The 22,797-nt window shown below is 61.2% G+C and carries 18 protein-coding genes and 1 pseudogene; 3 read left to right on the forward strand and 16 right to left on the reverse strand.

Annotated features, from left to right (window positions below):
- Positions 1 to 6: 6 nt before the first annotated feature.
- The 4 genes from B0G82_RS20425 to gltA all read right to left on the reverse strand — a co-directional run bounded on the left by B0G82_RS20425 (position 7) and on the right by gltA (position 5,957).
- Complete coding sequence (locus B0G82_RS20425; RefSeq protein WP_121308834.1) at positions 7 to 1,068, reverse strand: C45 family peptidase; 1,062 nt, start codon at positions 1,066 to 1,068, stop codon at positions 7 to 9.
- Positions 1,069 to 1,196: 128 nt separating this feature from the next.
- Positions 1,197 to 2,051, reverse strand: a complete 855-nt coding sequence (locus tag B0G82_RS20430) for a MurR/RpiR family transcriptional regulator (protein WP_116145263.1) — start codon at positions 2,049 to 2,051, stop codon at positions 1,197 to 1,199.
- A gap of 107 nt (positions 2,052 to 2,158) precedes the next feature.
- Positions 2,159 to 4,432, reverse strand: a complete 2,274-nt coding sequence (locus B0G82_RS20435; protein ID WP_116145264.1) for an amylo-alpha-1,6-glucosidase — start codon at positions 4,430 to 4,432, stop codon at positions 2,159 to 2,161.
- A 226-nt stretch (positions 4,433 to 4,658) separates the two neighbouring features.
- Positions 4,659 to 5,957 carry a citrate synthase gene (gene gltA, locus B0G82_RS20440; RefSeq protein ID WP_116145266.1) on the reverse strand — a complete coding sequence of 433 codons (1,299 nt, stop codon included), beginning with the start codon at positions 5,955 to 5,957 and terminating at the stop codon, positions 4,659 to 4,661.
- A gap of 415 nt (positions 5,958 to 6,372) precedes the next feature.
- Here gltA and B0G82_RS20445 point away from each other — a divergent pair, with 415 nt between their 5' ends.
- A complete protein-coding gene (locus tag B0G82_RS20445; protein ID WP_121308835.1) occupies positions 6,373 to 6,774 on the forward strand; it encodes a hypothetical protein in 402 nt (133 codons plus the stop codon).
- A gap of 120 nt (positions 6,775 to 6,894) precedes the next feature.
- Here the strand turns inward: B0G82_RS20445 and B0G82_RS20450 are convergent, their stop codons facing one another.
- The 3 genes from B0G82_RS20450 to B0G82_RS20460 form a co-directional block, all read right to left on the reverse strand.
- Positions 6,895 to 7,692: an alpha/beta hydrolase gene (locus B0G82_RS20450; RefSeq protein ID WP_121308836.1), complete on the reverse strand. Its 798-nt coding sequence runs from the start codon at positions 7,690 to 7,692 to the stop codon at positions 6,895 to 6,897.
- 105 nt (positions 7,693 to 7,797) lie between these two features.
- Complete coding sequence (locus tag B0G82_RS20455; RefSeq protein ID WP_106277624.1) at positions 7,798 to 8,850, reverse strand: rod shape-determining protein; 1,053 nt, start codon at positions 8,848 to 8,850, stop codon at positions 7,798 to 7,800.
- A gap of 163 nt (positions 8,851 to 9,013) precedes the next feature.
- Positions 9,014 to 9,673, reverse strand: a complete 660-nt coding sequence (locus B0G82_RS20460; RefSeq protein ID WP_121308837.1) for a dienelactone hydrolase family protein — start codon at positions 9,671 to 9,673, stop codon at positions 9,014 to 9,016.
- A 283-nt stretch (positions 9,674 to 9,956) separates the two neighbouring features.
- Between B0G82_RS20460 and B0G82_RS20465 the strand changes: the two genes are divergently transcribed.
- Positions 9,957 to 11,534: a DHA2 family efflux MFS transporter permease subunit gene (locus tag B0G82_RS20465; RefSeq protein WP_116145272.1), complete on the forward strand. Its 1,578-nt coding sequence runs from the start codon at positions 9,957 to 9,959 to the stop codon at positions 11,532 to 11,534.
- A gap of 60 nt (positions 11,535 to 11,594) precedes the next feature.
- Here the strand turns inward: B0G82_RS20465 and B0G82_RS20470 are convergent, their stop codons facing one another.
- A complete protein-coding gene (locus B0G82_RS20470) occupies positions 11,595 to 12,347 on the reverse strand; it encodes a helix-turn-helix transcriptional regulator (RefSeq protein ID WP_121310741.1) in 753 nt (250 codons plus the stop codon).
- A 167-nt stretch (positions 12,348 to 12,514) separates the two neighbouring features.
- On the opposite strand from B0G82_RS20470, the gene B0G82_RS20475 reads away from it, so the two are divergent.
- Positions 12,515 to 13,429 carry a glutaminase gene (locus B0G82_RS20475; protein ID WP_116121007.1) on the forward strand — a complete coding sequence of 305 codons (915 nt, stop codon included), beginning with the start codon at positions 12,515 to 12,517 and terminating at the stop codon, positions 13,427 to 13,429.
- Between the two features lie 52 nt (positions 13,430 to 13,481).
- Here B0G82_RS20475 and B0G82_RS20480 read toward each other — a convergent pair whose 3' ends face one another.
- From B0G82_RS20480 to B0G82_RS20520, 8 genes and pseudogenes are all read right to left on the reverse strand, one after another.
- Positions 13,482 to 14,351 carry an NmrA family NAD(P)-binding protein gene (locus tag B0G82_RS20480; protein WP_116145274.1) on the reverse strand — a complete coding sequence of 290 codons (870 nt, stop codon included), beginning with the start codon at positions 14,349 to 14,351 and terminating at the stop codon, positions 13,482 to 13,484.
- A gap of 233 nt (positions 14,352 to 14,584) precedes the next feature.
- Positions 14,585 to 16,105, reverse strand: a complete 1,521-nt coding sequence (locus tag B0G82_RS20485; protein WP_116145277.1) for a transglycosylase SLT domain-containing protein — start codon at positions 16,103 to 16,105, stop codon at positions 14,585 to 14,587.
- Between the two features lie 610 nt (positions 16,106 to 16,715).
- Positions 16,716 to 17,234, reverse strand: a complete 519-nt coding sequence (locus B0G82_RS20495; RefSeq protein WP_116145279.1) for an Ohr family peroxiredoxin — start codon at positions 17,232 to 17,234, stop codon at positions 16,716 to 16,718.
- A 334-nt stretch (positions 17,235 to 17,568) separates the two neighbouring features.
- Positions 17,569 to 17,742 (reverse strand): annotated as a pseudogene (locus B0G82_RS20500) (LysR family transcriptional regulator); the annotation flags it as partial.
- Between the two features lie 481 nt (positions 17,743 to 18,223).
- Positions 18,224 to 18,364 (reverse strand): hypothetical protein, encoded by a 141-nt coding sequence (locus B0G82_RS39785; protein ID WP_158608175.1) that lies wholly within the window; start codon positions 18,362 to 18,364, stop codon positions 18,224 to 18,226.
- A 248-nt stretch (positions 18,365 to 18,612) separates the two neighbouring features.
- Positions 18,613 to 18,963: an ImmA/IrrE family metallo-endopeptidase gene (locus B0G82_RS20505; RefSeq protein WP_241974754.1), complete on the reverse strand. Its 351-nt coding sequence runs from the start codon at positions 18,961 to 18,963 to the stop codon at positions 18,613 to 18,615.
- 323 nt (positions 18,964 to 19,286) lie between these two features.
- Positions 19,287 to 20,432, reverse strand: a complete 1,146-nt coding sequence (locus B0G82_RS20515) for a branched-chain amino acid ABC transporter substrate-binding protein (RefSeq protein ID WP_121308839.1) — start codon at positions 20,430 to 20,432, stop codon at positions 19,287 to 19,289.
- 43 nt (positions 20,433 to 20,475) lie between these two features.
- Positions 20,476 to 21,774: an aminotransferase class V-fold PLP-dependent enzyme gene (locus B0G82_RS20520; RefSeq protein ID WP_121310742.1), complete on the reverse strand. Its 1,299-nt coding sequence runs from the start codon at positions 21,772 to 21,774 to the stop codon at positions 20,476 to 20,478.
- Positions 21,775 to 22,797: the final 1,023 nt, after the last annotated feature.

The raw sequence follows: 22,797 nt of genomic DNA on the forward strand, positions 1-22,797 counted from the left end.
GAGCGCTTATGCGCCGGCTCGTGCAGACGCCGCGCGGGCGATGAAGGTGTCGAATGCGCACTGCCCCTGCCGGTAAACTTTCATCGACACACCAGCATCGCCGATGTCGAAGAGCGCGGTGGCGAGTGTGTTCTCGTCGTCCGGATCGCGCGGGTCGTCGCGGTAGATCGGCAGGCCCGAAGGCGCGCGATCGTGCAAGACGTCGAGCAAGGCGGCGGGTTGCAACGAGCGCGCGACGGTGGGCAACAAGGCATCCACGCGCAATTGACGGTCTCGCGACGAATCCGTGACGATTTGCGCTTCGGCCTCGCAGCCTGGATGAATCATGTGGTTCGCGTGGCCGCTGAGATTCGCCACCGGTTGCACGGAACATCGCCGCGCAGTGGCTTCCACGCTGAAGAGGCGCGCGTCGCCTGCACAGCCGAGCGTGTGATGAAAGCCGCTCGCGGCCGGCGTGTGGCGCAGAATGTGCAACGCTTCATCGAGCGAAGCGGCATCGAGTACGGCCCGCGCGAGGATCATGCGCGGCACGCCGGCGACCGGTGTGCGAATGCGCAAATTGTTGATCGCCTGCACGATACCGGCGCGGCTCGCGGCAAAGGTGTGGCCCGGCAGCGATCCGGGGTAATAGAAACTCACGAAGCCGGGTTGGCCAGCCGGCTGCACCTCGACAAGCGCACAGCGCTCGCGCAGAAACGGATCGCCGTCTTCGTTGTGCGCGATGAAGCGCGTGTCGCCAACGGCCGCCGCCAGCGTGGTGCAACCGTCCGGCGCGTTGTGGATCAGTTCGCCGCGGCAGTTCCAGAGAAACACATCTTCCGCCGACCAGCCAAGGGCCGCCGCCATCCCTTCGAGCTCGGCGAGCAGCGCCGGGAAATGCGCCTGCGTTGCATCGCGCAGTGCCTGCGCGAACGCAGTGCCGCGCCAGCGCCGAACCGCCTGCCATGCGCTGCTCTGATTCATGTAGTCGGCGAAAACCGGCCGCGCCAGTTCAGCTAGCCGGTAGCCTATTTCATACGGCTTACCGCTCACCTGCACAAGATTCAAACCCTGCTTCGAGGTCACCATCGCACCCATTCAACAATCGGTACGCATTTATACTTTAAAACAACATTTGTTGTCAAACCAGACCATATTTATCCAGATGGAGCGGTCCCGCATTCACGCGAGACCTGAGCCGGATCAGACAGGAATGTTCAAGGCACGTATGCGCCCTTCGCGTGCAGCGACTGCTCCGCGATGGCGAGCTGTTCGACCGCATCCGCGCCTTCCAGCGCGAGCAGATGCGCGACCAGCGACTCGGCCAGCGCCGTAGCCGCCACCAGCGATGGAAAGAACGAGGGACTCTCGTGCGAAAAGATCAGCACCTTGTCGGCGTTCAAGGCGATCGGCGAGACGGCGCTGTCGGTGATGGCAATCAGCTTGCTGCCCTTTTCCAGCGCAGCTTCGGCTACGCGCGCGGCTTCCACCGAATACGGCGCGAAACTGATCACGATGGTTGCGCTGTCACGTTCGACGGAGCGCAACTGCATTTCCAGCGTGCCGGCCTCGCCGTTGAGCAGAGACACCGAGGACCGAAAGAGCCGGTAACCGTACACGAGACCGAACGCCACCGAGTAACAGGAGCGGAAGCCGGCCACATGCACATGCGGCGCACGCCGCAGCAGACGCGCGGCTTCAACGATCACACGGCCGTTATGCGCGGCGGTGACCTCGAGGTTGTGCTGCTGCGCGACCAGCAGATCGTTCGCCAGCGCGTCTTTCGATTTGACGAGCGAACGCGCACGGCTCGTGAGCGGTTCGGGCCGCGTGCGCACGCGCGCGACGAACAGGTTGCGCAATTCGTTCCAGCCGGGGAAACCGAGTTGCTGCGACAGGCGCACCAGCGAAGCCGGTTGCACCTGCGCTCTTTCCGCCACTTTGCGCATGGAGGAAACCGCGACCTCGTCGGGATGATCGAGCAGGAAACCCGCTCCCATCTGGAACTGCGGACTCAGTTCGGAAAAGCGCGCCCGGATCAGGGCGGCGAGCTGGTCGAAACTGTCTGGCATGCGGAGGTACCGGGCGAACGGTCGATAAGGATGACAACAAATGTTACCACCCGGCACCTCGCATCCAACAGCGGTTCCGTCACGCTTCGCGTGCTTTCAGTGCCTGTTTAAAGAAGCGCGACCACCCGCACGTCGCCCTGCTCCGCCGAGGCCACGACCTTATCGCCGATGCGGCGGAACGTGATCGACACCGAGGCGTCGCCCACCCGCAGGTCGCCCACTTCGAGCCAGTCGATGCCTTCGGGCAGCATGGGCTGCTCGATCACCACTTCGCGCCGCTCGGCGTCGATCGTGATGCCCAGACACGCTTCGAGCATCATGAACGGCGAGCCCGCTGCCCATGCCTGGGGCAGACAGGCGACCGGATACGCGGTGGGCGGCTCGCCGCGCCGCCGTGGGAAGCCGCAGAAGAGTTCAGGCAAGCGCATGTCGAAGTTGACCGCCGCCTGGAACAGCGCCTGCAATAGCCGGACGGCCGCCGCTTTGCCGCCGTAGCGCGACAGGCCGCGCGCGCAGAGCGCGTTGTCATGCGGCCAGACTGAGCCGTTGTGATACGCCATGGGGTTGAAACGCGACTGGCTCGCGGCCAGCGTGCGCACGCCCCAGCCGGTGTGGAACAGCGTGGAGTCGAGCGCGCGCACCACCGCTTCGCCGCGCTCGCGCGAAGGCAAACCGAAGGCCAGCAGGTGTCCCGCATTCGAGGCCATCACACGGCACAGTTCGCCGTGGCCGTCGAGCGCGATGCCGTAGAAGCCGGCCTCTTCCATCCAGTACTTTTCTTCGACGCACTGACGGATTTTCTTCGCGCGCTCGCTGTATTGCGCCGCCGCGTCATGAAGGCCGCGCAGCTTCGCGAAGTGCGCCATGGTGTCGAAGGCGGAACTCGCATAGGCCTGCACTTCGACGAGCGCAATCGGGCCATCGGGGAAGTGGCCGTCGGCGTGAAAGACGGAGTCGTGGCTGTCTTTCCAGCCTTGATTCGCGAGACCGCCGTCGGACTCGCGCTGATAGTCCAGCAGGCCGTAGCGGTTCTTGTCGCACACGCCCATGACCCACTGCGCCGCGCGCTCGAGCGCCGGCCACAATTCGTCGATCAACGCGAGGTCGCCCGTACGGGCGGCATAAGCGCCGGCCAGCACGATGAACAACGGCGTGGTGTCGACCCCGCCGTAATACAACGCGAACGGCACTTCGCCGGTGGCCGCCATTTCGCCTTTGCGCATCTCATGCATGATCTTGCCGGGCGCGGCATCGCGAAACGGCGAGTTCTCGCGCGCCTGATGTTCGGCGAGAAAGCGCAACACGCCCGCGGCCAATTGCGGCTGCAGCCACAGCGTTTGAAGCGACGTGATGACGGCGTCGCGGCCGAACGGCGTGGAAAACCACGGAATGCCGGCGTACGGATACGGGCCGGTCACGAGGTCGGTGGTCAGCAGGCCGAGATCGGCGAGCGAGCGGTCGATCCACGCATTGAAAAGCGGATTGCTCGAACGCACGCGCGCGGTAACGCGGCGACGCTCGCGCATCACGAGGTGGGCGTCGACGAGCGCGGCGCGCACAGCCGCGCGGCCGACGCGCGGACGCTCGGCGTCGATCTGCGACAGATGCGCTTCGCTCATCGCGTGTGTGGGCTGCGAGACGCCGGCAATCGGCTTGTCCGTCTGCGCGACGACCTGCACCGCCACCGACAGATAGATCGACACGCACGCCTGGGCCGGCAGCTTGACGGTGTAATCGGCGCGGTCGGCGAAAAGCTTGTCCGGTTCCGGCGAGAATGCGATCCGCACATTGCGCGCCACGTCGTCGAGGCCGACGTAGCCGAGCAGCACCTCGCCGTGCTCCACGCGCGCCGGTTCGACACGGCCCTGCTTGTCGCGCTTCAGGCCGCGCACTTCGAACATGTCGCGGAAGTCGCTCGCGAACGAGATGGACAGCGGCACCACGGCGTCGCTCGTGCCGTAGTTGGTCAGTTCGATGGCTTCGTTGAGCACGGTGCCCGACAGCACCCGCACGCGCTCGACGTGGATCACGCCCTCAGGCGTGCTATCGCCGCCGAGCGGCGGCAACGGCCGATTGGTCAGATGCGCCGTAAACGACGTGTTGTCGCTGCTCACGCTGCCCGACAACAGCGAAGGCGCGCGTCCGCCGAAAGTGAGGCGCAGTTGCGACAGAACACGGGTGTCGTTGACGAACAGGCCGTCGTCATGGCCGGTGATATCGCCAAGCGGATCGTTGACGATGAACGTGTCGCCCGACTTCAGCACATGCTGAGTGGCGCTCGCCACATTGAGGTTTTCTGTCGGGATGAATGCGCCGTCCGGCTCGGGTTCGCGGTGATCGATTCCGCCCGAAAGGCCGCCGAGGGCTTCTGGCTGCTGCATCAGGGTCACTCCTATGGGTTCGCTGCTGCGTTCACGCTGTTGCGTTCGGTCTACATCCGGCTGCTGTCTGAGTCGCTTCCGATTGTAGAGGGTCTGTCCGCGTCAGACGAACTTATCACAGGAGAGTTGCGGTTTTTTTTCAGTGGCACAGGACGTGCAGGGGAAGGGCGCGGCGCTCCTCGTGAGAGCGCCGCGCGGGCGTGAGGCGGCTGAGCGCCCCGACGCTTTAGCGCCCGGCCAGCGGCGCGGCTTCGCGTTGCGTTTCGCCGACGAAAAGCTGACGCGGACGGCCGATTTTCTGTTCCGGATCGGCGATCATTTCGTTCCACTGCGCAATCCAGCCGACCGTGCGCGCCATCGCGAAGATGCACGTGAACATGGCCGTCGGAATGCCCAGCGCTCGCTGCACGATACCCGAATAGAAGTCGACGTTCGGATACAGCTTGCGCGACACGAAGTATTCATCTTCCAGCGCGATCTTTTCGAGTGCCATGGCGAGCTTGAACAGCGGGTCGTCGTGCAGACCCAGTTCTTCCAGCACTTCGTGGCAGGTTTCGCGCATCAGCTTCGCGCGCGGATCGTAGTTTTTGTAAACACGGTGGCCGAAGCCCATCAGCTTCACGCCGGAATCCTTGTCCTTCACCTTCGCGATGAATTCGGGGATGTTGTCGACCGAGCCGATTTCTTCCAGCATGTTCAGCGCCGCTTCATTCGCGCCGCCATGCGCCGGGCCCCACAAACATGCGATACCGGCCGCGATGCACGCGAACGGGTTCGCGCCCGACGAACCTGCGAGACGCACGGTCGAGGTCGATGCATTCTGCTCGTGGTCCGCGTGCAGGATCAGGATGCGGTCCAGCGCGCGCACCAGCACGTCGTTGACCTTGTACTCTTCCGCGGGGTTCGAGAACATCATGCGCATGAAGTTCGCGCTGTACGACAGGTCGTTCTTCGGATAAACGAACGGTTGACCCACGGTGTACTTGTACGCCATCGCGACCAGCGTCGGCAGCTTCGCGATCATGCGGATCGCGGAGATATCGCGGTGCAGCGGATTGCTGATGTCGAGCGAGTCGTGATAGAACGCCGACAATGCGCCGACCGCGGCGACCAGAATCGCCATGGGGTGCGCGTCGCGACGGAAACCGCGGAAGAAGAAGTGCATCTGGTCGTGCACCATCGTGTGCTGCGTGACGGTCCGGGCGAACTCTTGCTTCTGCTGCGCGTTCGGCAATTCGCCCTTCAGCAGCAGGTAGCAGGTTTCGAGGAAGTCGGCGTTCTGCGCCAGATTGTCGATCGGATAACCGCGGTACAGCAGCTCGCCTTTGTCGCCGTCGATATAGGTGATTTCGGAGTTGCATGCCGCCGTCGACATGAAGCCCGGGTCGTACGTGAACTTGCCGGTCTGGCCGTATAGCTTGCGGATGTCGATCACGTCCGGTCCGAGCGTGCCCTGATAAATCGGCAAATCAATAGTCTGGTCGCTGTCGGAAAAGCTCAGCGTTGCGTGTGTCTTCGAGTTCATCTACACGTTCCTTTTACTTTCACATCGCACACGTGCCGGCATGCTCGATCGTCAGAAGCGAGTTGGCATGCTCAGGCTCCGCTCGGCATTTTAAGGTCCGGCGGCCCTCCGATTGCGACGATCGACCGCAACAATGCATCTCGGCTGGCGCAACATTCGTTGCCGGCGCGTCCTCCTGCAAAGGCTGGATGCCGCGGGGAACCGGCCGCGCCGCCGCCGTACCCGCGCCCACTGCCAGCAAAATGAAAGCTGAGCACTTACTGCAACAATGTTTTGCGGCAGCCAGGCTGCGAAGGCAAGGGGGCATCTGCGATACTGCATTCGTGTTTTGCTTCCCCTGCGAACACATCGCTGTGTTTGGCCCGCCGTCCTGCGGCGGGCTTTTTTAATCAGCCAGAAGAACAGGAAAGACCTTATGAACGCCTCGCTCGAAACGCTGTTTCCGGATCACGTCCACACCGACGCGAACATCGTCACCGCGCTGAATCACCAGGACATCGTCGTCGCGCTCTCAGCAGCGCTGAAAACGCAGGACGTGGCGGTGTTGCATATGCTCTACCCGCGTACCGACGCGCGCACGCATCGCAGCCTCGATGCGCTCGTGGATGTGCTGCACGGACACGGCCTGCATGAAGTCGCGGATCTGATCGCGCAGGAAGCGCACTATCTGCTGTTCAAAGACCCCGTGAAAGCGTGGAAAGCGTTCCACGAAATTCGCAACGACTCGCTCGCGATCGGCGTGCATCTGTACTATCACGGACTCGTTGGCGAGGCGGCGGAACGCGCGCTCGATAAAGACGCGCATCGCAAGGCATGAGGTCGAGCGTTTGAAGTGTTGCCGGGATCGAGCCAGCCCGCGGATCATCGCCGCGAGCGCGAGCCACCCGGCGCGGCGTCGCCGTGCATTGATTGCACGTTTATTACGCGCTCATTGCGGTTATTGCGTACGTTGCCCGCTCACTGACCGAATGAATTCGTCGACGTAGCGATTGAACGCCGATGGGTGCGCGAGGTTCATTCCGTGCGACGCACCGCGCACTGTTGCGCGACGCGCATCCGGCAGCCAGTTTTGCAGCGCGGCCGCCGTGCGGCGAAACATATCGGGACTTTTCTCGCCGTCGATCAACAGCACCGGGCAACGCACCTCGGCGGCCTGCTCGGGAACATAGGCGGGCAGCGGATCGCGGAATTGACGCGCCAGCGTGTGCGCATTGTCGGTCGCCATCCGGCGGAAACCCGGCGTGCTCATCGCCCAGAATCCGGGCCGGCTGACCGAATCGACGAACAGTTGCAGACCGGCTTCGACTTCCCCGCTTTCGATCAGTTGCGCCGCTTTCGCGCGCAACGCATTGACCGTTTCCGGCAGACTCGCGGGCGGCCGTCCGGCAATCTGCAACGGACCGCCCGGGTCGGCGAGCGTCAACGTCCGCACGTGTTCAGGATGGCGCCGCGCGCAATGAAACGCGACGCAACCGCCGCGCGAATGTCCCACCACGTGCGCCGGACCAACGCCGAAGCGCTCGATGAATTCCGCCACTTCGTTCGCGTGCTCGCTCCAGCTGAACGGCAGGCCGGGCGCGGTATCGGCCGCCGGCCAGTAGTGCGTGAGACTCACCGCGACACAACGGTAGTGCGTCGACAGGCCCGAGAGCTGCGGTTGCCAGTAGCGGTAGTCGCACAACGAACCGTGCACGAACAACAGCAACTCACCCTCGCCGGCTTCCACGTAAGGCATGCGCAAACCGCTTCGCAGTTCGATGAAAGATGCCGAAGAAGGCGAAGCGCACACAGATCGATTCACCAGTAGGTAGGGACAGCGCGGCAAGCGCCGCGTGCAAAATCATTCGTAAGCGAATTCGTCCAGCAGACCGGCGGTGGCCGCCGTGCCCGCGCCGCGCACCGCGCAGGTGAGCGGTTCATCGGCGACGCGCACGTCGAGGCCGATTTCGTCCGTCAGGCGGCGGCTCAAATTGCCGAGCAGCGCACCGCCGCCCGTCAGCACGATACCGCTATTGGCGATGTCGGTCACCAGTTCGGCCGGCGCTTCTTCGAGCCCGCGCTTGACCGCGCCGATCATCTGACGCAGCGGTCCCTCGATCGCATCGGCGATATCGTGGTTGCTCAGTTGAACCGTGCGCGGCAAGCCGTCGTCGACACTGCGGCCGGTCGCGTTCATGTGCTCGCGCGGCACATCGCGCATGGCCGAGCCGATGTTTTTCTTGACGTGCTCAGCGGTCTGCTCGCCGAGCAGCACGCCGTACAGATTGCGCACGTAGCTCACGATCGCCATGTCGAAGCTGTCGCCGCCCACGCGGATCGAACCGCTATACGCCATGCCGCCGAGGGCGATCACGCCGACTTCCGTCGTGCCGCCGCCGATATCGACCACCATCGACCCGGTCGCCTCCGACACCGGCAACCCCGCGCCGACCGCCGACGCCAGCGATTCGCCGATCAGACTCACCTTCCACGCGCCGGCCGCCACGGCCGCTTCCTTGATCGCGCGACGCTCGACCTGGGTGGCGCCGGCCGGCACGCACAGCGTGAACGCGGCGCGCCGGCTGAACAGCGGCCGAGGGCGCGCCATCTCGACGAATTGCTTGATCATGTGTTCGGCGGCGGAGAAGTTGGCGATCACGCCGTGACGCATCGGCCGCACCGCTTCGAGATTGGTCGGCGCGCGGCCCAGCATCTGGCGCGCCTGGGTGCCGACCGCGGCGACGCGTTTGGGCCGGTCGGCGGTATCTTTCTGGAAGCATACGACGGACGGCTGATTCAGCACGATGCCGCCGTCGTCGGTATAGATCAGGGTGTTGGCCGTGCCGAGGTCCACCGTCACGGATTGACGGAACAGGCGATCGAAAAGCGGGTAATGCGGCGTCGGTCTGGCCATAGGAAGGCTCTGATGTGTCGTTATCCGCCCGTACCGGGCAGTCTGGAAAATGCGCCCCCGGTCACCCGAGCCGCTTGGGCCGCCCTGTCGGGCGTTCCGCGATCCGCGCAGCGGGGGTGATTTTCATACTTATGAGCAGTTAACGGCAAGCGGTTCAGAATCTTTAGCCGTGCGACAAAGCGCCCAACGCGTGTTCGAGCGCCTCCTGGCCGAGCGCGACGCCGTCGGCGTTGATCGTGTGGCCAATGCCGGGCAGCGCATAGGCGTCGACGGTATAGCCGGCGCCGTTGAAGGCGTCGGCGGCGGATTCGAGTTCCTGTACCGGGATCACTTCGTCGTCCTCGCCGTGGATCAGCGTGAGCGCCGTGCCGTTTTGCGCGACGATCACCGAGGCGAGCCGCCCGGAATACGCGACCACACCGGCCGCGCCTTCGGCGCTGGTCGCCACGTGGTGCATCGCCATGATCGAGCCTTGCGAGAATCCGACCAGCGCCAGCCGCCCGAACGACACCTGCCAGTGCGCGAGTTCGGTTTCGAGCATGCGTCGCAACGCCGGATAGGCCGCGGCGACGCGCGCCTCGCGATTGCCTTCGTTGACGTCGCGCAGGCTGAACCACTGGCGTCCGCCGAAGCCGCCGTCGAAGGCGTCGGTGCCGTCGAGCGACGTGAAGGCCACATCCGGCAGGCTCTCGCTCCAGATGTCCGCCAGCGGCATCAGATCGCGCGCATTGCTGCCGACGCCATGCATCAGCACCACCAGCCCTCTGGCAGGCGCGCTCACCGGCGCGCGCCGCCAGCCGTGTTCGAATTGCTCCCAGACCATATTCGCTCCCTTTCTCTCTTGATTCGTGGATGGTCGTCCCGCATGCGTGAACGCGCGACGGCGTCATGTCATGGATAGCGCCGCCCGCTGCGTGCGGTCTCAGTCGCGAGCATACGCTGCCGGATTTGTTTTCGCCCCCGCCTTTGCACGCGCCGATGACGTCCAAACGTGAATGCAGGTATGCTTTTGCGAGCATTCAGCGGACCTGCGGCCTGGCGCTTCGCGCGGGCATGCAATACGACGTCGCCGCAGCAGTCCGCGGCACACCGATCCGGAGAACCGTTTGAGCCAGCCCACTCCAGCGCCCGCCGCGGCGCCGCCCGCACCACCGCCGCCGCTGAAGGGCGGCCAACTGGTGCTGGCCACGATTGCCGTCGCGCTCGCCACCTTCATGAACGTGCTGGACACGTCGATCGCGAACGTTGCGATTCCAACCATTTCCGGCAACCTCGGCGTTTCGGTCGATGAAGGCACGTGGGTCATCACTGTGTTCGCCGCGGCCAATGCCGTGTCGATTCCCCTTACCGGCTGGCTCACGCAGCGCATCGGCCAGGTGAAGCTGTTCGTCGGCGCGATCCTGATGTTCGTGCTGGCATCGTGGTTGTGCGGCATTGCGCCGACGCTGCCGATCCTGCTGCTCGCGCGGATCTTCCAGGGCGCCGTGGCCGGCCCGCTGATTCCGCTGTCGCAGGCCATTCTGCTCGGCTCGTATCCGAAGGAAAAGTCCTCGACCGCGCTCGCCTTATGGGCGATGACCGCGACCGTCGGCCCGATTGCGGGCCCGGCGCTCGGCGGCTGGATCACGGATAGTTACAGCTGGTCGTGGATCTTCTACATCAACATTCCGGTCGGCATTTTCGCGGCCGGCGTCACGTGGATGATCTACCGCACCCGCGAATCGCCGACCCGCAAGCCGCCCATCGACGTGGTCGGGCTCGGCCTGCTGATCACGTGGGTCGCCTCGCTGCAGATCATGCTGGACAAGGGCAAGGATCTCGACTGGTTCTCGTCGCCGGTGATCGTGATTCTCGGCGTTACCGCGCTCATCAGCTTCGCATTCTTCCTCGTGTGGGAATTGACCGAGGAACATCCGATCGTCGATTTGCGGCTGTTTCAGCAGCGCAATTTTCTCGGCGGCACGATTGCGATTTCGGTCGCGTATGGCGTGTTCTTCGGCAACCTCGTGCTGCTGCCGCAATGGATGCAGGAGTATCTGAATTACCGTTCCATCGACGCCGGTCTCGTGACCGCGCCGCTCGGCATATTCGCGGTGATCCTCGCGCCGGTCATGGGCCGCGTGTTGCCGCGCTCGGATGCGCGCGTGATCGCCACGCTGGCGTTTGTCGGCTTCGCTATCGTGTTTTACATGCGCTCGAAGTATGTGATCGAGATCGACACGTGGCATCTCGTGCTGCCGACTCTGCTGCAAGGCATTCCGATGGCGCTGTTCTTCGTGCCGCTGACCGCGATCATCCTGTCCGGCCAGCCGCCAAACAAGATTCCCGCGGCGGCGGGTCTGTCTAATTTCGCCCGCGTATTTTGCGGCGCGGTGGGCACTTCGATCGCCGGCAACGAATGGAACAACCGCACGGTCCTGCATCACGCGCGGCTTACCGAGCAAGCCTCCATCAACAACCCGACGTTCAATCAGCAGATCGATTCGACCCAATCCCTGCTGCATCTGAATCCGCAATCGGCCCATGCGTTATTCGATTTCAGCGTGAACACGCAGGCGGCCATGATGGGCCTGAACGATATCTTCTTCGTCTCGGCGGTCATCTTCATTCTGATCATTCCGCTGATCTGGATTACGCGGCCGGCCAAGGGCGGCGGTGGCCCGGACGCGGCCGGCGCGCATTGAGCGCGACAGTGTTTTTAACGCCGACCCGCGCACCCTGTTACCGCGGGCGACGGCGATGCGTTAGCGGAAATAACGCGCGGGTGTGTCGCCAAACGCGTCCCGAAACACCGCAATGAACGACGACACGTCGCTGTAGCCCACCTCGAGCGCCACCTGCGTGACGCTCGCGCCGGCGCCCAGGCGTTCCAATGCGACGAGCAGGCGAAGTTGCTGGCGCCACTGTCCGAAGGTTTGTCCCGTTTCCTTGACGAACAGGCGCGCCGCCGTGCGGGCCGTTACGCCGGCGGCTGCGGCCAGATCTTCGAGTACTGCGGCGTCGGCCGGATTGGCGCTCAAAGCGTCGGCGATCCGCTGAGCGCGTTGATCGCGCGGCCAGTTCAACCCTAACGGCGCAGTGCGCAGACCCGGCAGCCGGTCCAGCAACACCTGCACGAGACGCGTGGCCGGTTCATCGAGCGGTTGATCGTGCGGCAGACGGGCCGCGGCGATCAGCAACGCCGTGACCAGCGGGTCGGGCACGACGGCGCCGCTGTACGGCGGAAGCGGCGCGGCGTCCGCCACGACAAAGAGCGAATGAAATTCGACGGGATGGACGGCGGACAAGCGGTGCAGCAAACCCGCGGGCATCCAGACCGCGTGACCCGGCGGTACGACCCAGCGCTCGGTTTCGGTGCGTACGATCAGCACCCCGGCGCTCGCGTGGATCAGCCGCGCGCGACGATAAGCGCCCAAGGGTTCGTCCAGCGTCTCGTACCGCTCGCCGGTCACGAAGACCGGCTGCTCGACGCCGTCTGGATCAAAAGTCTCCCTCATGGAGTCCGTTTTGCCCGGTTGTTGCGAGAAAGGCAGCAAGATTAGCATAGCCGGTCGAGGCGCTCGCCGAACGTCGCTCGTGCCGGATTGCGGCGCACGGCGACGTAACGCACGAGCAATTCGCTCCGGCTTGCCAGTAGAATTGCGGCTCCAACGGTCCGAGCCCAATGAACTACGCATCCATCCTCGAACAGATCCGCGGCGATCTGCAGCCTTATCTGGGCGCCGGCAAGGTGGCCGATTACATTCCCGAACTCGCCACGGTGCCCGCCGACAGTTTCGGCATGGCGATCGTCACGGTATCCGGTGAAGTCTTTCGCACCGGCGACGCCGACACGCGCTTTTCCATTCAGAGCATTTCCAAGCTGTTCGCCTGCACGCTCGCGTTCCAGTTGCTCGGCGACGCGCTGTGGGAACGCGTCGGCCGGGAGCCGTCGGGCACCGCGTTCAATTCGCTCGTCCAGCTTGAAAGCGAGCGCGGCAAGCCGCGCAATCCGTTCATCAACGCGGGCGCGCTGGTCGTGACCGATGTGCTGTGCCGCCGCTTCGTGCAGGCCGAGACGGCGCTAGTCGAATTCATGCGACGGCTGACGGGCGAAACGAGCATCGACTACGATTCGCGCGTCGCTCAGTCGGAGTTGCAGCACGCCCACCGCAACCGCGCGATGGCGCACTTCATGGCGAGCTTCGGCAACATGGAGATGCCGCCGGAAGTGGTGGTCGATGCTTATTGCCGTCAATGCGCGATCTCGATGAGTTGCGTCGAGTTGGCGAAGGCCGCGCTATTCCTGACCAATCACGGCGTGGCGCCGGCCACCGGCGAGCGGATTCTCGACACGAGCTCGGCCAAGCGCCTTTCCGCGCTGATGCTGACCTGCGGCACCTACGACGCGGCGGGCGATTTCGTCTACCGGGTCGGCTTGCCGGCGAAAAGCGGCGTGGGTGGAGGGATCGTCGCCGTGCTGCCGGGCGAGATGGCGGCGTGCGTGTGGTCGCCGGCGCTGGATAGCAACGGCAACTCGGCAGCGGGGGTGCTGGCGCTGGAGTGGTTGACGACTTATACGGGGCAGTCGATTTTTTGAGTGTTGCCGCCGTGGCGGGGCGCGCGGCGCTCGCCACGCCGCCTGTCGCGATCTACCCCACCCGCGCCACCAACTCCGCCAGCACGGTCTCATAAGCGGTCGCCCCAACCACCCGCTCGTTCACCCCATCCTCGAAATCGATCCACCCCGAGTTGAACCCATCGATCATCTCGATACGCGGCTCCGGCCACGCCGTGCCTTGCGCCTGGAACAACGCTTCCCACTGATCGCGCGGCACCGCCTGCGCCTTCACCGACCGCCCCAGCACGCCGCCGAGCAGCGCGGCGATCTCATGCTGCGTGTAGCGCTGCGGACCCTCAATCTCGATCACGCGACGGCCCTGCCACGACTGCGTCAGCGTGCCGGCGATCACGCGGCCGATATCCGCGGTGGCGACCATCGGATACGCGCGCTCGAGCGGTTGCAGAAAGCTCGACATCACACCCGTGTCGCGGGCCGGGGCGATATCCCATAGCGAATTTTCCATGAACCACGCGGGCCGCAGGATCGCCGTCGGAACCGGCAGACCGGCGAGCGCCGCCTCGAGAATATGCACCTGCGTAATCAGGCCGAGGCCGGACTCGCGCTGCCCGCCAATCGACGACAACGCCGCGACGCGTTCCGGCCGCGCCTTCGTCAGCGCCTGCTTCAGCACCGCAGCGGCCTCGTGGGCGTTCGGATAGCCCGGCTGCGGCGCAAAGTTCGGCGCCACCATCACGAAGACACCCGCCGTGCCGCGGAACGCGGCGGTGAGCGCGTCGGCGTCTTCGAACGAGGCAATCGCCACGTCGGCGCCGCGCTTCGCCCACTGCTGCGCCTTGCTCTCGTCGCGCAGTACGGCGCGCACGGCATGCCCCGCGTCCAATAGCGCGCGTGCCGCCGCGCCGCCAACCTGCCCTGTCACACCGGTAATTGCAAACATGTTTGTCGCTCCTCGATTACGGCCCGTGCCGCGCTGAGAGGCATTCTCGGTGTTTCCGATCAATTTCACGAGAGCATGAATGTCATTTATTTAATGACTATTTGGCATGCGATATGGGTTCTTTGAGGAGTGGCGAAAATCACGTCGCGCGGTCCCCGCATTCCACCAGACGCGAAGCAGCCTCGCCGCGTGTCGGCGGAACCGTCGGCCACGCGATTTGCGTTGCCCCCGGGTCAGCCGCTCCGCTGCCGAACAACGCGGCTTCGCTGCGCTTGCGCTTCCTTGAGAAGGCGGTAGGACGCGTAGTACTTATAGATGTTTCGCACATACGTGGTCGTCTCGATGCCGATCTTCTCGGCCACCACGATCTCCACGTTGTTGAACCAGACATCGGGGTTGAGTCCGCGGGCAGCGGCCTCCTTGCGCATCTTCGCGATGTTCCCCGGCCCGGCGTTATAGCTGGCAAAAGCGAATAACGGCCGGTCCACCTCGGAAAAATGGGCATCCTGGAAGTAGCGGGTCATCAATTGATCAAGATACTTCGCGCCAGCCTGAATGTTCCACTGCGTAACCTTGATGTCCCCGACGTTGAGTTCTTTCCCTGTGGCCGGCATTAGTTGCATGATGCCGACCGCGCCCACCCGACTCTTCGCATCCTGATTGAGCTGCGATTCCTGAAACCCTTGAGCAGCGAGCATCAATGGATCGAAATCGTACTGCTGGCCATACTTTTCAAAATATGCCACCGTCTGTCTGAAACGTTTGAGTTCGGCACTTTCCGTGTTGTTGTGAATTTGCTTCGCACCCTGCGCGTATTGTTTGAGGCGGATCTCCGTCACGCTTTGCTTCCTGATGACCTTCTCATAGAAGCCGCCGATCACCGCCTTCAGCTGGGGGCTATTCTTGCGAATGGCCCAGCCGATGACGCCGCCCTCCCGCACCGCCATGTTCTCGTGCACCTTGACGTTCGGCAGCATCTGCGCCCACATGCGCGCCTTCCAGTCATCGACGACCAGGATCTGAAGCAGGCCGACGTTCAGCATCTCCATCGCATCTTCGTCTTCGAGCGCATCCGGTAGCAGCACGATCCGCATCGGTGGCTTGCCGGCCTGCCGGAAGCGGTTGTTCAGTGCAATCAGGCTTTCGTAATAGCTGCTATGGCGGCGAACGTCGACGGTCTTGCCCTTCAGGTCATCGAGCACAGAAAGCGCCGGTGACTTGGGACCAGTCAGAACGAGTTCACGCGTCGGCTTAAGCGCGTGTGCGGTAACAAAGTCGGCCTGCTTCAGGCGGTCCTCAGTTACCGTCAGATTGCCGGCTGCGATATCGCCGATGCCTTCCTTGAGCCCGGGCAGCAGCCGGTCGCGTGTTGTCGGAATCATGATGACCGTGACCGGGCGCTTGCCGAGGCGATCGGCGTACGTCTTGTTGACGAATTGCTCAAAGTCGCGCACGGTGTCCGCGGTCATCCCACGCTCGTGTCCGCGATCATTGAAGTACAGCGTGCGGCTAAAGGGGGCGAGAACTCGAATCATGCGACGCTCGAGCATCGCGTCGAAATCGCCGCGCCAAGGCTTGTTGGTCAGATCGATGCTGCGTGCCGCACTCTCAGGAATCGGCGCGGACGCTGTCAGTGGTGCAGACGCAGATGGCGGCGCGGATGCCGGTTGCAGCGCGGCGCAGTGTGCGCTCAATAAGTAAATCCAAGCTCCAAACAAGCCTGATAGCGGCCATGCACGAGGGAAACGCATCATAAACACCGAAATTTTCGTATTGAGCCTTGCGCCCGGTCCGTTTGGACCGGCATTACACGGACGAAATCATCTGAACTTTCGGGGTTTTGTTGCGTACGCGCCCTGGACTCTTACAGCATAGTTGCGCCTGAAAACGGTTCAAGCCTTCAGCGTGACAGCACGCCTCTGTCGGACGTGTCACCGATCGATAAAGTCGCAGAAATCGCCAGAGACGTTCCTGGGGTGATGTCCGTGACCAACAAACTGCCGCGCGTGGCGTCGCTCCAGGAAACGAGCACGGTGGTATCGGTTTGCCATTCGATGCGCCTGATCGTTGCAACGCCGTATACCGCACGCGCGGCCACTGCGCGACTGCGTCGCTTGCGGCGCGTCCCGAAGCCTGGCGAACCGTCGAAGTGGCCTCATGCCAATGCGAGCTTAGGCGTCCGATAATCTGCGACCACGGGTCGAGTCCACACATCTCCGGTTCTCATGCGATTTTCGGGAGCAGTCGCGTGCATCGCGAATCACGTCTAGCTTTCGAGTCTCATGGCTGCAGCACAGGCGCCCCCATGATTGGTTCAACCTGCTGGCGCAACGGTCCTCACGTTCACACGAAATGCGCGCGAAATTAGGACTTTGCTGCGCCATTCGGCCGCGCAAGCGCGACGACGCTCACGATCCCCTCGCGCGCCATTTTCGCGTACGGACAGAAGCGTTCCGTGTTACGCACGAGTTCCTCCGCAATACAAGGTTCGACGCCCGGCAAGTGAATGCGAACCCGTGCAACCAGATTGAACAGACCATCGACGGGATCGCGGCCGAAATCAACAGTAACTTCCACTTTCGCGTCGGCAATCGCTATCTCCGCCTTCGCGGCGAGCAGGTTCAGAGCGCCGTGAAAACATGCGGCAAAAGCGGCAGCGAACAACTGCTCGGGATTCGTCCCGCCACCCGGCCCGCCGAGTGGCTCCGGTAAGCGCAGTTCGAGGTCGAGTTCGCCGTCGTCCGAGCGGACGATACCCGATGCTCGACCATGATGCGCCTCGCCGCCCGAGACGGTTACGGTCGTCGAATACAGTGGCTGAAAGTCCTGCCCGAAGTACTTGTCGAGCAGGGTGAGCGGCGGTGGAAACAAAGGACTCGTCATGTGTGTGTCTGACAGCTGACAGCCGCTGGCCTACGCTGCGGCTCGTAACCGGCTGAACCGTGCGCGCAAGCTCGCAGTCTCCGAACACGGGATGGCCTGTGCCGCCGGCGTGTTGTCCTCAGGTTGTGCGTTCTGGTTCGGCGCAGACCACTCGCCGACAAGCCCGCTGGCGCTGAGGCCACCGCCGATTGAAACGATCTTCATGGTTTTTTTCTGTGAATGGTGTGCCGGACCGGCCTTGATGGGCCGTCAGCGTATAGGTGGATCGTAGGCGCGCGACGGTTCGTCGGGAAGGCTTGCGCCGCGATGCACTGTGTTGCCTCCAAAGCACCAATCAGCGTGCCGGCACCGCCATCACATTGGTCAGGCATTGCAGATCGAGCGCGCGCGTTTGCGCCGCCATGTAGTCGATGAACACCCGGATTCTGGCTGGCAGATGCTTGCGGCTGAAATAACACAGGTAATGACCGCGATCGTCCGGCGCATATTGGGGCAGACAGGAAATCAGTGTCTCTGAACGGCCCTTTCCCGCTTCCCGCAGACTTTGTTGTCTCCCGATAGACGTATCTGCGAACACTAAAGTCTGCGGGAAAAAATAGCTCAGAGGGCCATCGTTTCGTTAAGGTTACATCTGTGCAGAAACGCTAAAGTTTACGTGAGGACCCCATCAGCCTCTGACTGCGTGGTTTTCGGAAACATAAAGTGTGCGGGAAGCCGGCCCTAGAGGGGTTATGGAGCCACGAACTAAAAGGGCCGGGATAATTCTGTGCTGCATCACAGCAACCTGCTATTAGCGCGGGGAACCAAATCTCGTACCTTTTGGGTGCAAAGAGCGGGAAATCCTGCGCCGCAGCTGCTATCCGTCCCCCGTGAACTCAAATACCAACTCGTGATCGGTCTTCGCGGGAGGTTTGTGTTTTGCGCAGTCTAGTAACAGCAGGTCGCGGCCCCGTCTGGCCATGAGGGCGATATCGCGAATCACCCGCATTTTAGTGTTTGAGAATTATCATGGCCAAGGTTACCAAGGTTGCGATGGAGCCGATCACACCTGCCGCAACGGTTGACAACGCGACCAAGGATTCCTTGCCTTGCTTGCGGGGAAAAAGGTAGTGTGCGATGGCGACGATCATATTGCAGCCCCTTCATCAGTTCGTATTGGGATAACCGATCGCGGGGATCGGATTGCTTCGACATGCCGACCGGCACCGCACCGCTACTGCTCCTCGACCCGAGGCGTCCAGACGTCTGCAGAGCGCGGCAGGTGCAACAGACTTGGAACGACACCGTATTGCTCGGCATGGATCTTCATCTCCCGGAGCGGCTGTCGGCGCTGGCATGCCGAAACCAGACGGGGGCGGGGATTTGCGTGCCTGCCCGATCATGCTTGATGTCGGGATTGGAAGCGAGTGCTCCATGGGGCACAGGAATGACACTCTTGCGCGTTCCGAAGAAAGCGCCTGAACCATTTCAGAATTGCCGCCGTCAGCGACATGCCATAGCGATTGGCGCGGCGCCCGAGCAGGTCCAGATCGACGGTGGACGTGACCTGCCTACGGTAATCGTCGAGCGGCATCAGCAGGTAGGACGCAAACAGGTCAGCTTGCGCCTCGATGTCCTTGTCATCCTTGGACCACTTCAACATGTCGGCATCGCTGCACTGCAACGACTCCCTGAGTTGTCGGTGCAGGATGTAATGCCCAAGCTCATGAGCTTGCGTGAGCCACCCCACATGCCGCCGAAATGCGCCCTGACTGCCTGCTGACTCTCCGCAAGAAAGTTCACGCCAAACGAGACGTCGGCTTTTTCTGATTCGTTAAAGCTTGATTGCTTTCGCACCGAAACGAGAATCAGCGGTGGATCCATCGAGAAGGTTTGCGGATATCTATGTCTATCAGACCGCTGGTGCCGCTTCTCACTTTGGGCTATACGTGCTGACACCTTATGGGGCACGAAGAGGAAGGGAGGAAAGAGAAGGAGAAGGAAGGGAGACGCTCTCCCCCTCCTGTCCATTTATTCTCCTCCTCTCCTCTTCTTCGTCACTTGCTATCTGCATTACAACTTTACAACGTCGATCAATTGTTGAATGCCACCCTTGTAACGATACAAAGAAATAACACTGTTCCTCAAATCACCACGCGAATCAAACTGAATTTTCCCAAGAACCCCGCTATAGTCTGTCGCGGGCATTGCCGCCAATATTCTTGCCGGGTCTATTGAATTTGCACGCTTCATTGCTTCGACAATAATATACACAGCGTCGTAGGAGAACGGTGCGTTCAACTGTACCGCCTGGCCGAACCGGCCATCAAATCGCTTTTCAAAGGCCGCGCCACCTGCCATCTTTTGTAGTGGCTCACCAGCGATCGAACACACGACATTGTCAGCGGCATCGCCAGCGAGCTGTGATAGCGTTGTCGCACACAATCCGTCGCCACCCAATATTTTAGAGGAGATGGCGAGTTGTTCCTCCTGTTTAGCAAAAGGGCCGCCGGTAGCATCCATGCCGCCGTACATGATTACGTCAGGTTTTTCGCCTTTGATCTTGGTCAAAATCGCGCGAAAATCGACCGCTTTATCGTTTGTTGCGTCGTGCGATAACACGCTCATTCCATTCGCCTTCGCACGCTTCTCGAACTCGTTGGCTAACCCTTGCCCATAAGCTGTAGCATCATCGACGATCGCAACCGATCTCGCATGCAATATCTTCGATGCGTAATCCGCCAGAGCGGGCCCTTGCTGTGCGTCGGTCGCAACTACACGGTAAGCGGTCTTGAAACCTTGCTGAGTGTAGACCGGATTAGTCGCCGCTGGGGAAATTTGAACTATTCCAGCATCGCTGTATATTTTTGATGCTGGAATTGAAGTACCAGAAGTCATGTGCCCAACCACAGCGACTACTTTGTCGTCCACGAGTCTTTGCGCGATCTGAGTCGCCTGTCGCGGATCGCCTGCGTCGTCTTGAGGATCAAACTTCAGGAGGACTTTCTGACCACCGATGACCAGTCCTTTTGAGTTGATTTCTTCAATTGCGAGGCGAGCACCGTTTTCCGTATCTTTTCCGAGATGTGCGCTGCCCCCTGTAATGGGTCCTACATGACCTATCTTTGCGATCTCATCGGCATTTACATGGCTAACACCAAATACCAGAAACATCGATAGCGAACTGACACAGATATTGCGATATATGCGGATCAACATAATATAATTCCCCAGACATAAGAAGTACGTGCGATTGATAAGTTCACGATCTACCAGTTTTCGAGGCCACAGTTTCCGCAATATCAGCGGTGATGCGGAGGAAGGCGTCGACGTCTTCTGGCGAATTGCAGTGCAAGGGGGAAATACGGACGGCGCCTCTCAACCCAAATGACTCGAGCATCCGTTTGGAATAGAGACTTGTCGAAACCCTTTCGTAGACAATGACGCCACGCCGTTCGTATTCCCTAACGGCGTCCACCTCTGCGATATCCTCGAATGCCAGCGCGAGAATCAGGTCGCGGCGAGTAAGGTCGCTGTGGTCCATAAGTACCTGCACGCGCGGCAGCATACGAAGCCCGCGTAGCCCCTCAGTTCCGTTAAGTAGCCTCGTAAGAAGAGCTCGCTCATGGAGCCCGATGGCTTTCATGCCTGCGACAAAGCGCTTTCGGCGGTCGGACGACGGTTCGAACTGCTCGCCCAGCCAGCATACATAGTCCACAATCTCACTTACGACCGCAAATTGCGCCGGGGCTGCGCTACCTAAATCCCAGAAATCCGTTGGTTTCGCTGCAAGTTTGTGATGAGGCAGCTTAGCCGCTCGAGGCGAAAGCCATGAAATGCCGGAGCCCCTACACCCGAAAAATTTGTAGGGAGCGAAGTTGATAGCGTCAACGGGCGTCTTTTTTAAATCAATCACTCCATGTGGAGCGTGCTGCACTGCGTCGACAACGATGTACAGATCTGGCTTGATAGCTCGCGCGGCTCGGACGATTCGCTCAAGGTCAAGCTTTGCACCGGTGATGTTCGAAGCGTAGATGACGCTGAGCAGGCACGTCTCGGAATCTATCAAGCTAGTGATTTCCTCCACGTCGACTCCGCCCGTAGCCTGGTTGCTTCTTGCGACGCGAAGCTCTTTACCCAGTTTCTCGGAATACATGGTCATCGCGTCGAACGAACACGGATGCTCCAGCACCGTCGTGACCAAGTTAGTCCCGGGGACGGCTCCTGCTATCGCCTCGACCAATTGGAACATCGCTCCCGAAGCCGTCAAAGAGGCATAAACCGTCCCATCTGATGCATTAAGGATTAGCCGAGCATCTTCCACGCCGCACTTCTGGATAACCTGCAATTTGCGGGAAATCTCGTGTATTCGCTCCGGGTTATCGGGCGTGGAATCAACCTCTGCGAACCGTTCAACGGCCTTCTTTAAGCGGAATGACCCACCTGCGTTGTCAAAGTAGAGCCGCTTGCGCCCCGTGAAGTCGGAATCAACATAATGAAACTTTTCTTTAATCACGCGCATCAGCGCATCGCTGAACAGCTGCCCATCAGCATTCTCCATTGCGTCCTCCCCTGTACTTTTTGTTCGCGAACCACTCTCACGAATGAGCGGACTCACGATAAACTTCCACAAATCGGACGGAAAGCGATTTTTTTCGATGAATTTAAATCTCTTTAATTCATCTTCTAAAGTTGATGCATCGATGCAGGTCGAGTTGACACTACGGAGCATGGCGCGCGCAGGCGAGCGCGACTAAAAATTAGCGAGTACGCTCACGGACCTATCACAACCAGAATGAATGCAGCTGGCGTTCCGGCCAGCGTATGGTGCAACGTGAGCTCTTTTGCCTGCAAGTGTTGGAAGTGAGCAATATCCACGGCAGGTCATCCAAATATCGAGCAGCAGCTTCGGCCAAAGAGCCGTGGCGTCGGCCGTGCGATGGGGGGCTGCAATACCTGATAAAAAGCGATTGAAACACATATAAAAATATCGCTTTTTAACAATTTTTTCGCGTGGAAGAATGGTTAAGGGTAGCTAGGCTTCTATCAGAAAACACCCTAAGAAGCTCTGCACTGACCCGATTCATACTCTTTTGGAGATATCCAGATGAACTGTCCTCATTACATGAATGGGCATGGATACAAAACAGCGAAGATAAGGAGCGGAAAATGCACGTGAAACTCGATCATTGCGTTGTGCACGTTTCAGACTGGGAACGTTCAAATGTCTTCTATCGGGATGTCTTGTTCGCTGAGGTTGTCCCGCATAAGGGCCATTGGGCCTATCGGTTCGAACGTGGGCAACTCAACCTACATGGGCCTGGTGCGACTCCGAGACCTGTGGCACACATACCTGTTGCGCCGGGCGGCAGCGATTTGTGCTTCGAATGGGACGGTCCAATCTCGACCGCGATCAGCCATCTTGGACGCCATGATGTGGAGATCGAATTAGGACCTCTCCCGAGATTTGGATCACGCGGGAACGGAACGAGCATCTATTTTCGAGATCCCGACGGTTCGCTATTGGAGTTCATTTCCTATGCCGAAAACGCATAAGAAGCCTGGTCAGTGCCACATCTGTTGT

The organism is Paraburkholderia sp. BL17N1 (assembly GCF_003634175.1).
Classification (GTDB): Bacteria; Pseudomonadota; Gammaproteobacteria; order Burkholderiales; family Burkholderiaceae; genus Paraburkholderia.

Bases quoted from the DNA above. Each gene is read 5' to 3' on its own strand.
- B0G82_RS20425 (WP_121308834.1), bottom strand. From the start codon at position 1,068: ATGGTGACCTCGAAGCAGGGTTTGAATCTTGTGCAGGTGAGCGGTAAG.
- B0G82_RS20430 (WP_116145263.1), bottom strand. From the start codon at position 2,051: ATGCCAGACAGTTTCGACCAGCTCGCCGCCCTGATCCGGGCGCGCTTT.
- B0G82_RS20435 (WP_116145264.1), bottom strand. From the start codon at position 4,432: ATGCAGCAGCCAGAAGCCCTCGGCGGCCTTTCGGGCGGAATCGATCAC.
- gltA (WP_116145266.1), bottom strand. From the start codon at position 5,957: ATGAACTCGAAGACACACGCAACGCTGAGCTTTTCCGACAGCGACCAG.
- B0G82_RS20445 (WP_121308835.1), top strand. From the start codon at position 6,373: ATGAACGCCTCGCTCGAAACGCTGTTTCCGGATCACGTCCACACCGAC.
- B0G82_RS20450 (WP_121308836.1), bottom strand. From the start codon at position 7,692: ATGCCTTACGTGGAAGCCGGCGAGGGTGAGTTGCTGTTGTTCGTGCAC.
- B0G82_RS20455 (WP_106277624.1), bottom strand. From the start codon at position 8,850: ATGGCCAGACCGACGCCGCATTACCCGCTTTTCGATCGCCTGTTCCGT.
- B0G82_RS20460 (WP_121308837.1), bottom strand. From the start codon at position 9,673: ATGGTCTGGGAGCAATTCGAACACGGCTGGCGGCGCGCGCCGGTGAGC.
- B0G82_RS20470 (WP_121310741.1), bottom strand. From the start codon at position 12,347: ATGAGGGAGACTTTTGATCCAGACGGCGTCGAGCAGCCGGTCTTCGTG.
- B0G82_RS20475 (WP_116121007.1), top strand. From the start codon at position 12,515: ATGAACTACGCATCCATCCTCGAACAGATCCGCGGCGATCTGCAGCCT.
- B0G82_RS20480 (WP_116145274.1), bottom strand. From the start codon at position 14,351: ATGTTTGCAATTACCGGTGTGACAGGGCAGGTTGGCGGCGCGGCGGCA.
- B0G82_RS20485 (WP_116145277.1), bottom strand. From the start codon at position 16,105: ATGATGCGTTTCCCTCGTGCATGGCCGCTATCAGGCTTGTTTGGAGCT.
- B0G82_RS20495 (WP_116145279.1), bottom strand. From the start codon at position 17,234: ATGACGAGTCCTTTGTTTCCACCGCCGCTCACCCTGCTCGACAAGTAC.
- B0G82_RS39785 (WP_158608175.1), bottom strand. From the start codon at position 18,364: ATGATCGTCGCCATCGCACACTACCTTTTTCCCCGCAAGCAAGGCAAG.
- B0G82_RS20515 (WP_121308839.1), bottom strand. From the start codon at position 20,432: ATGTTGATCCGCATATATCGCAATATCTGTGTCAGTTCGCTATCGATG.
- B0G82_RS20520 (WP_121310742.1), bottom strand. From the start codon at position 21,774: ATGGAGAATGCTGATGGGCAGCTGTTCAGCGATGCGCTGATGCGCGTG.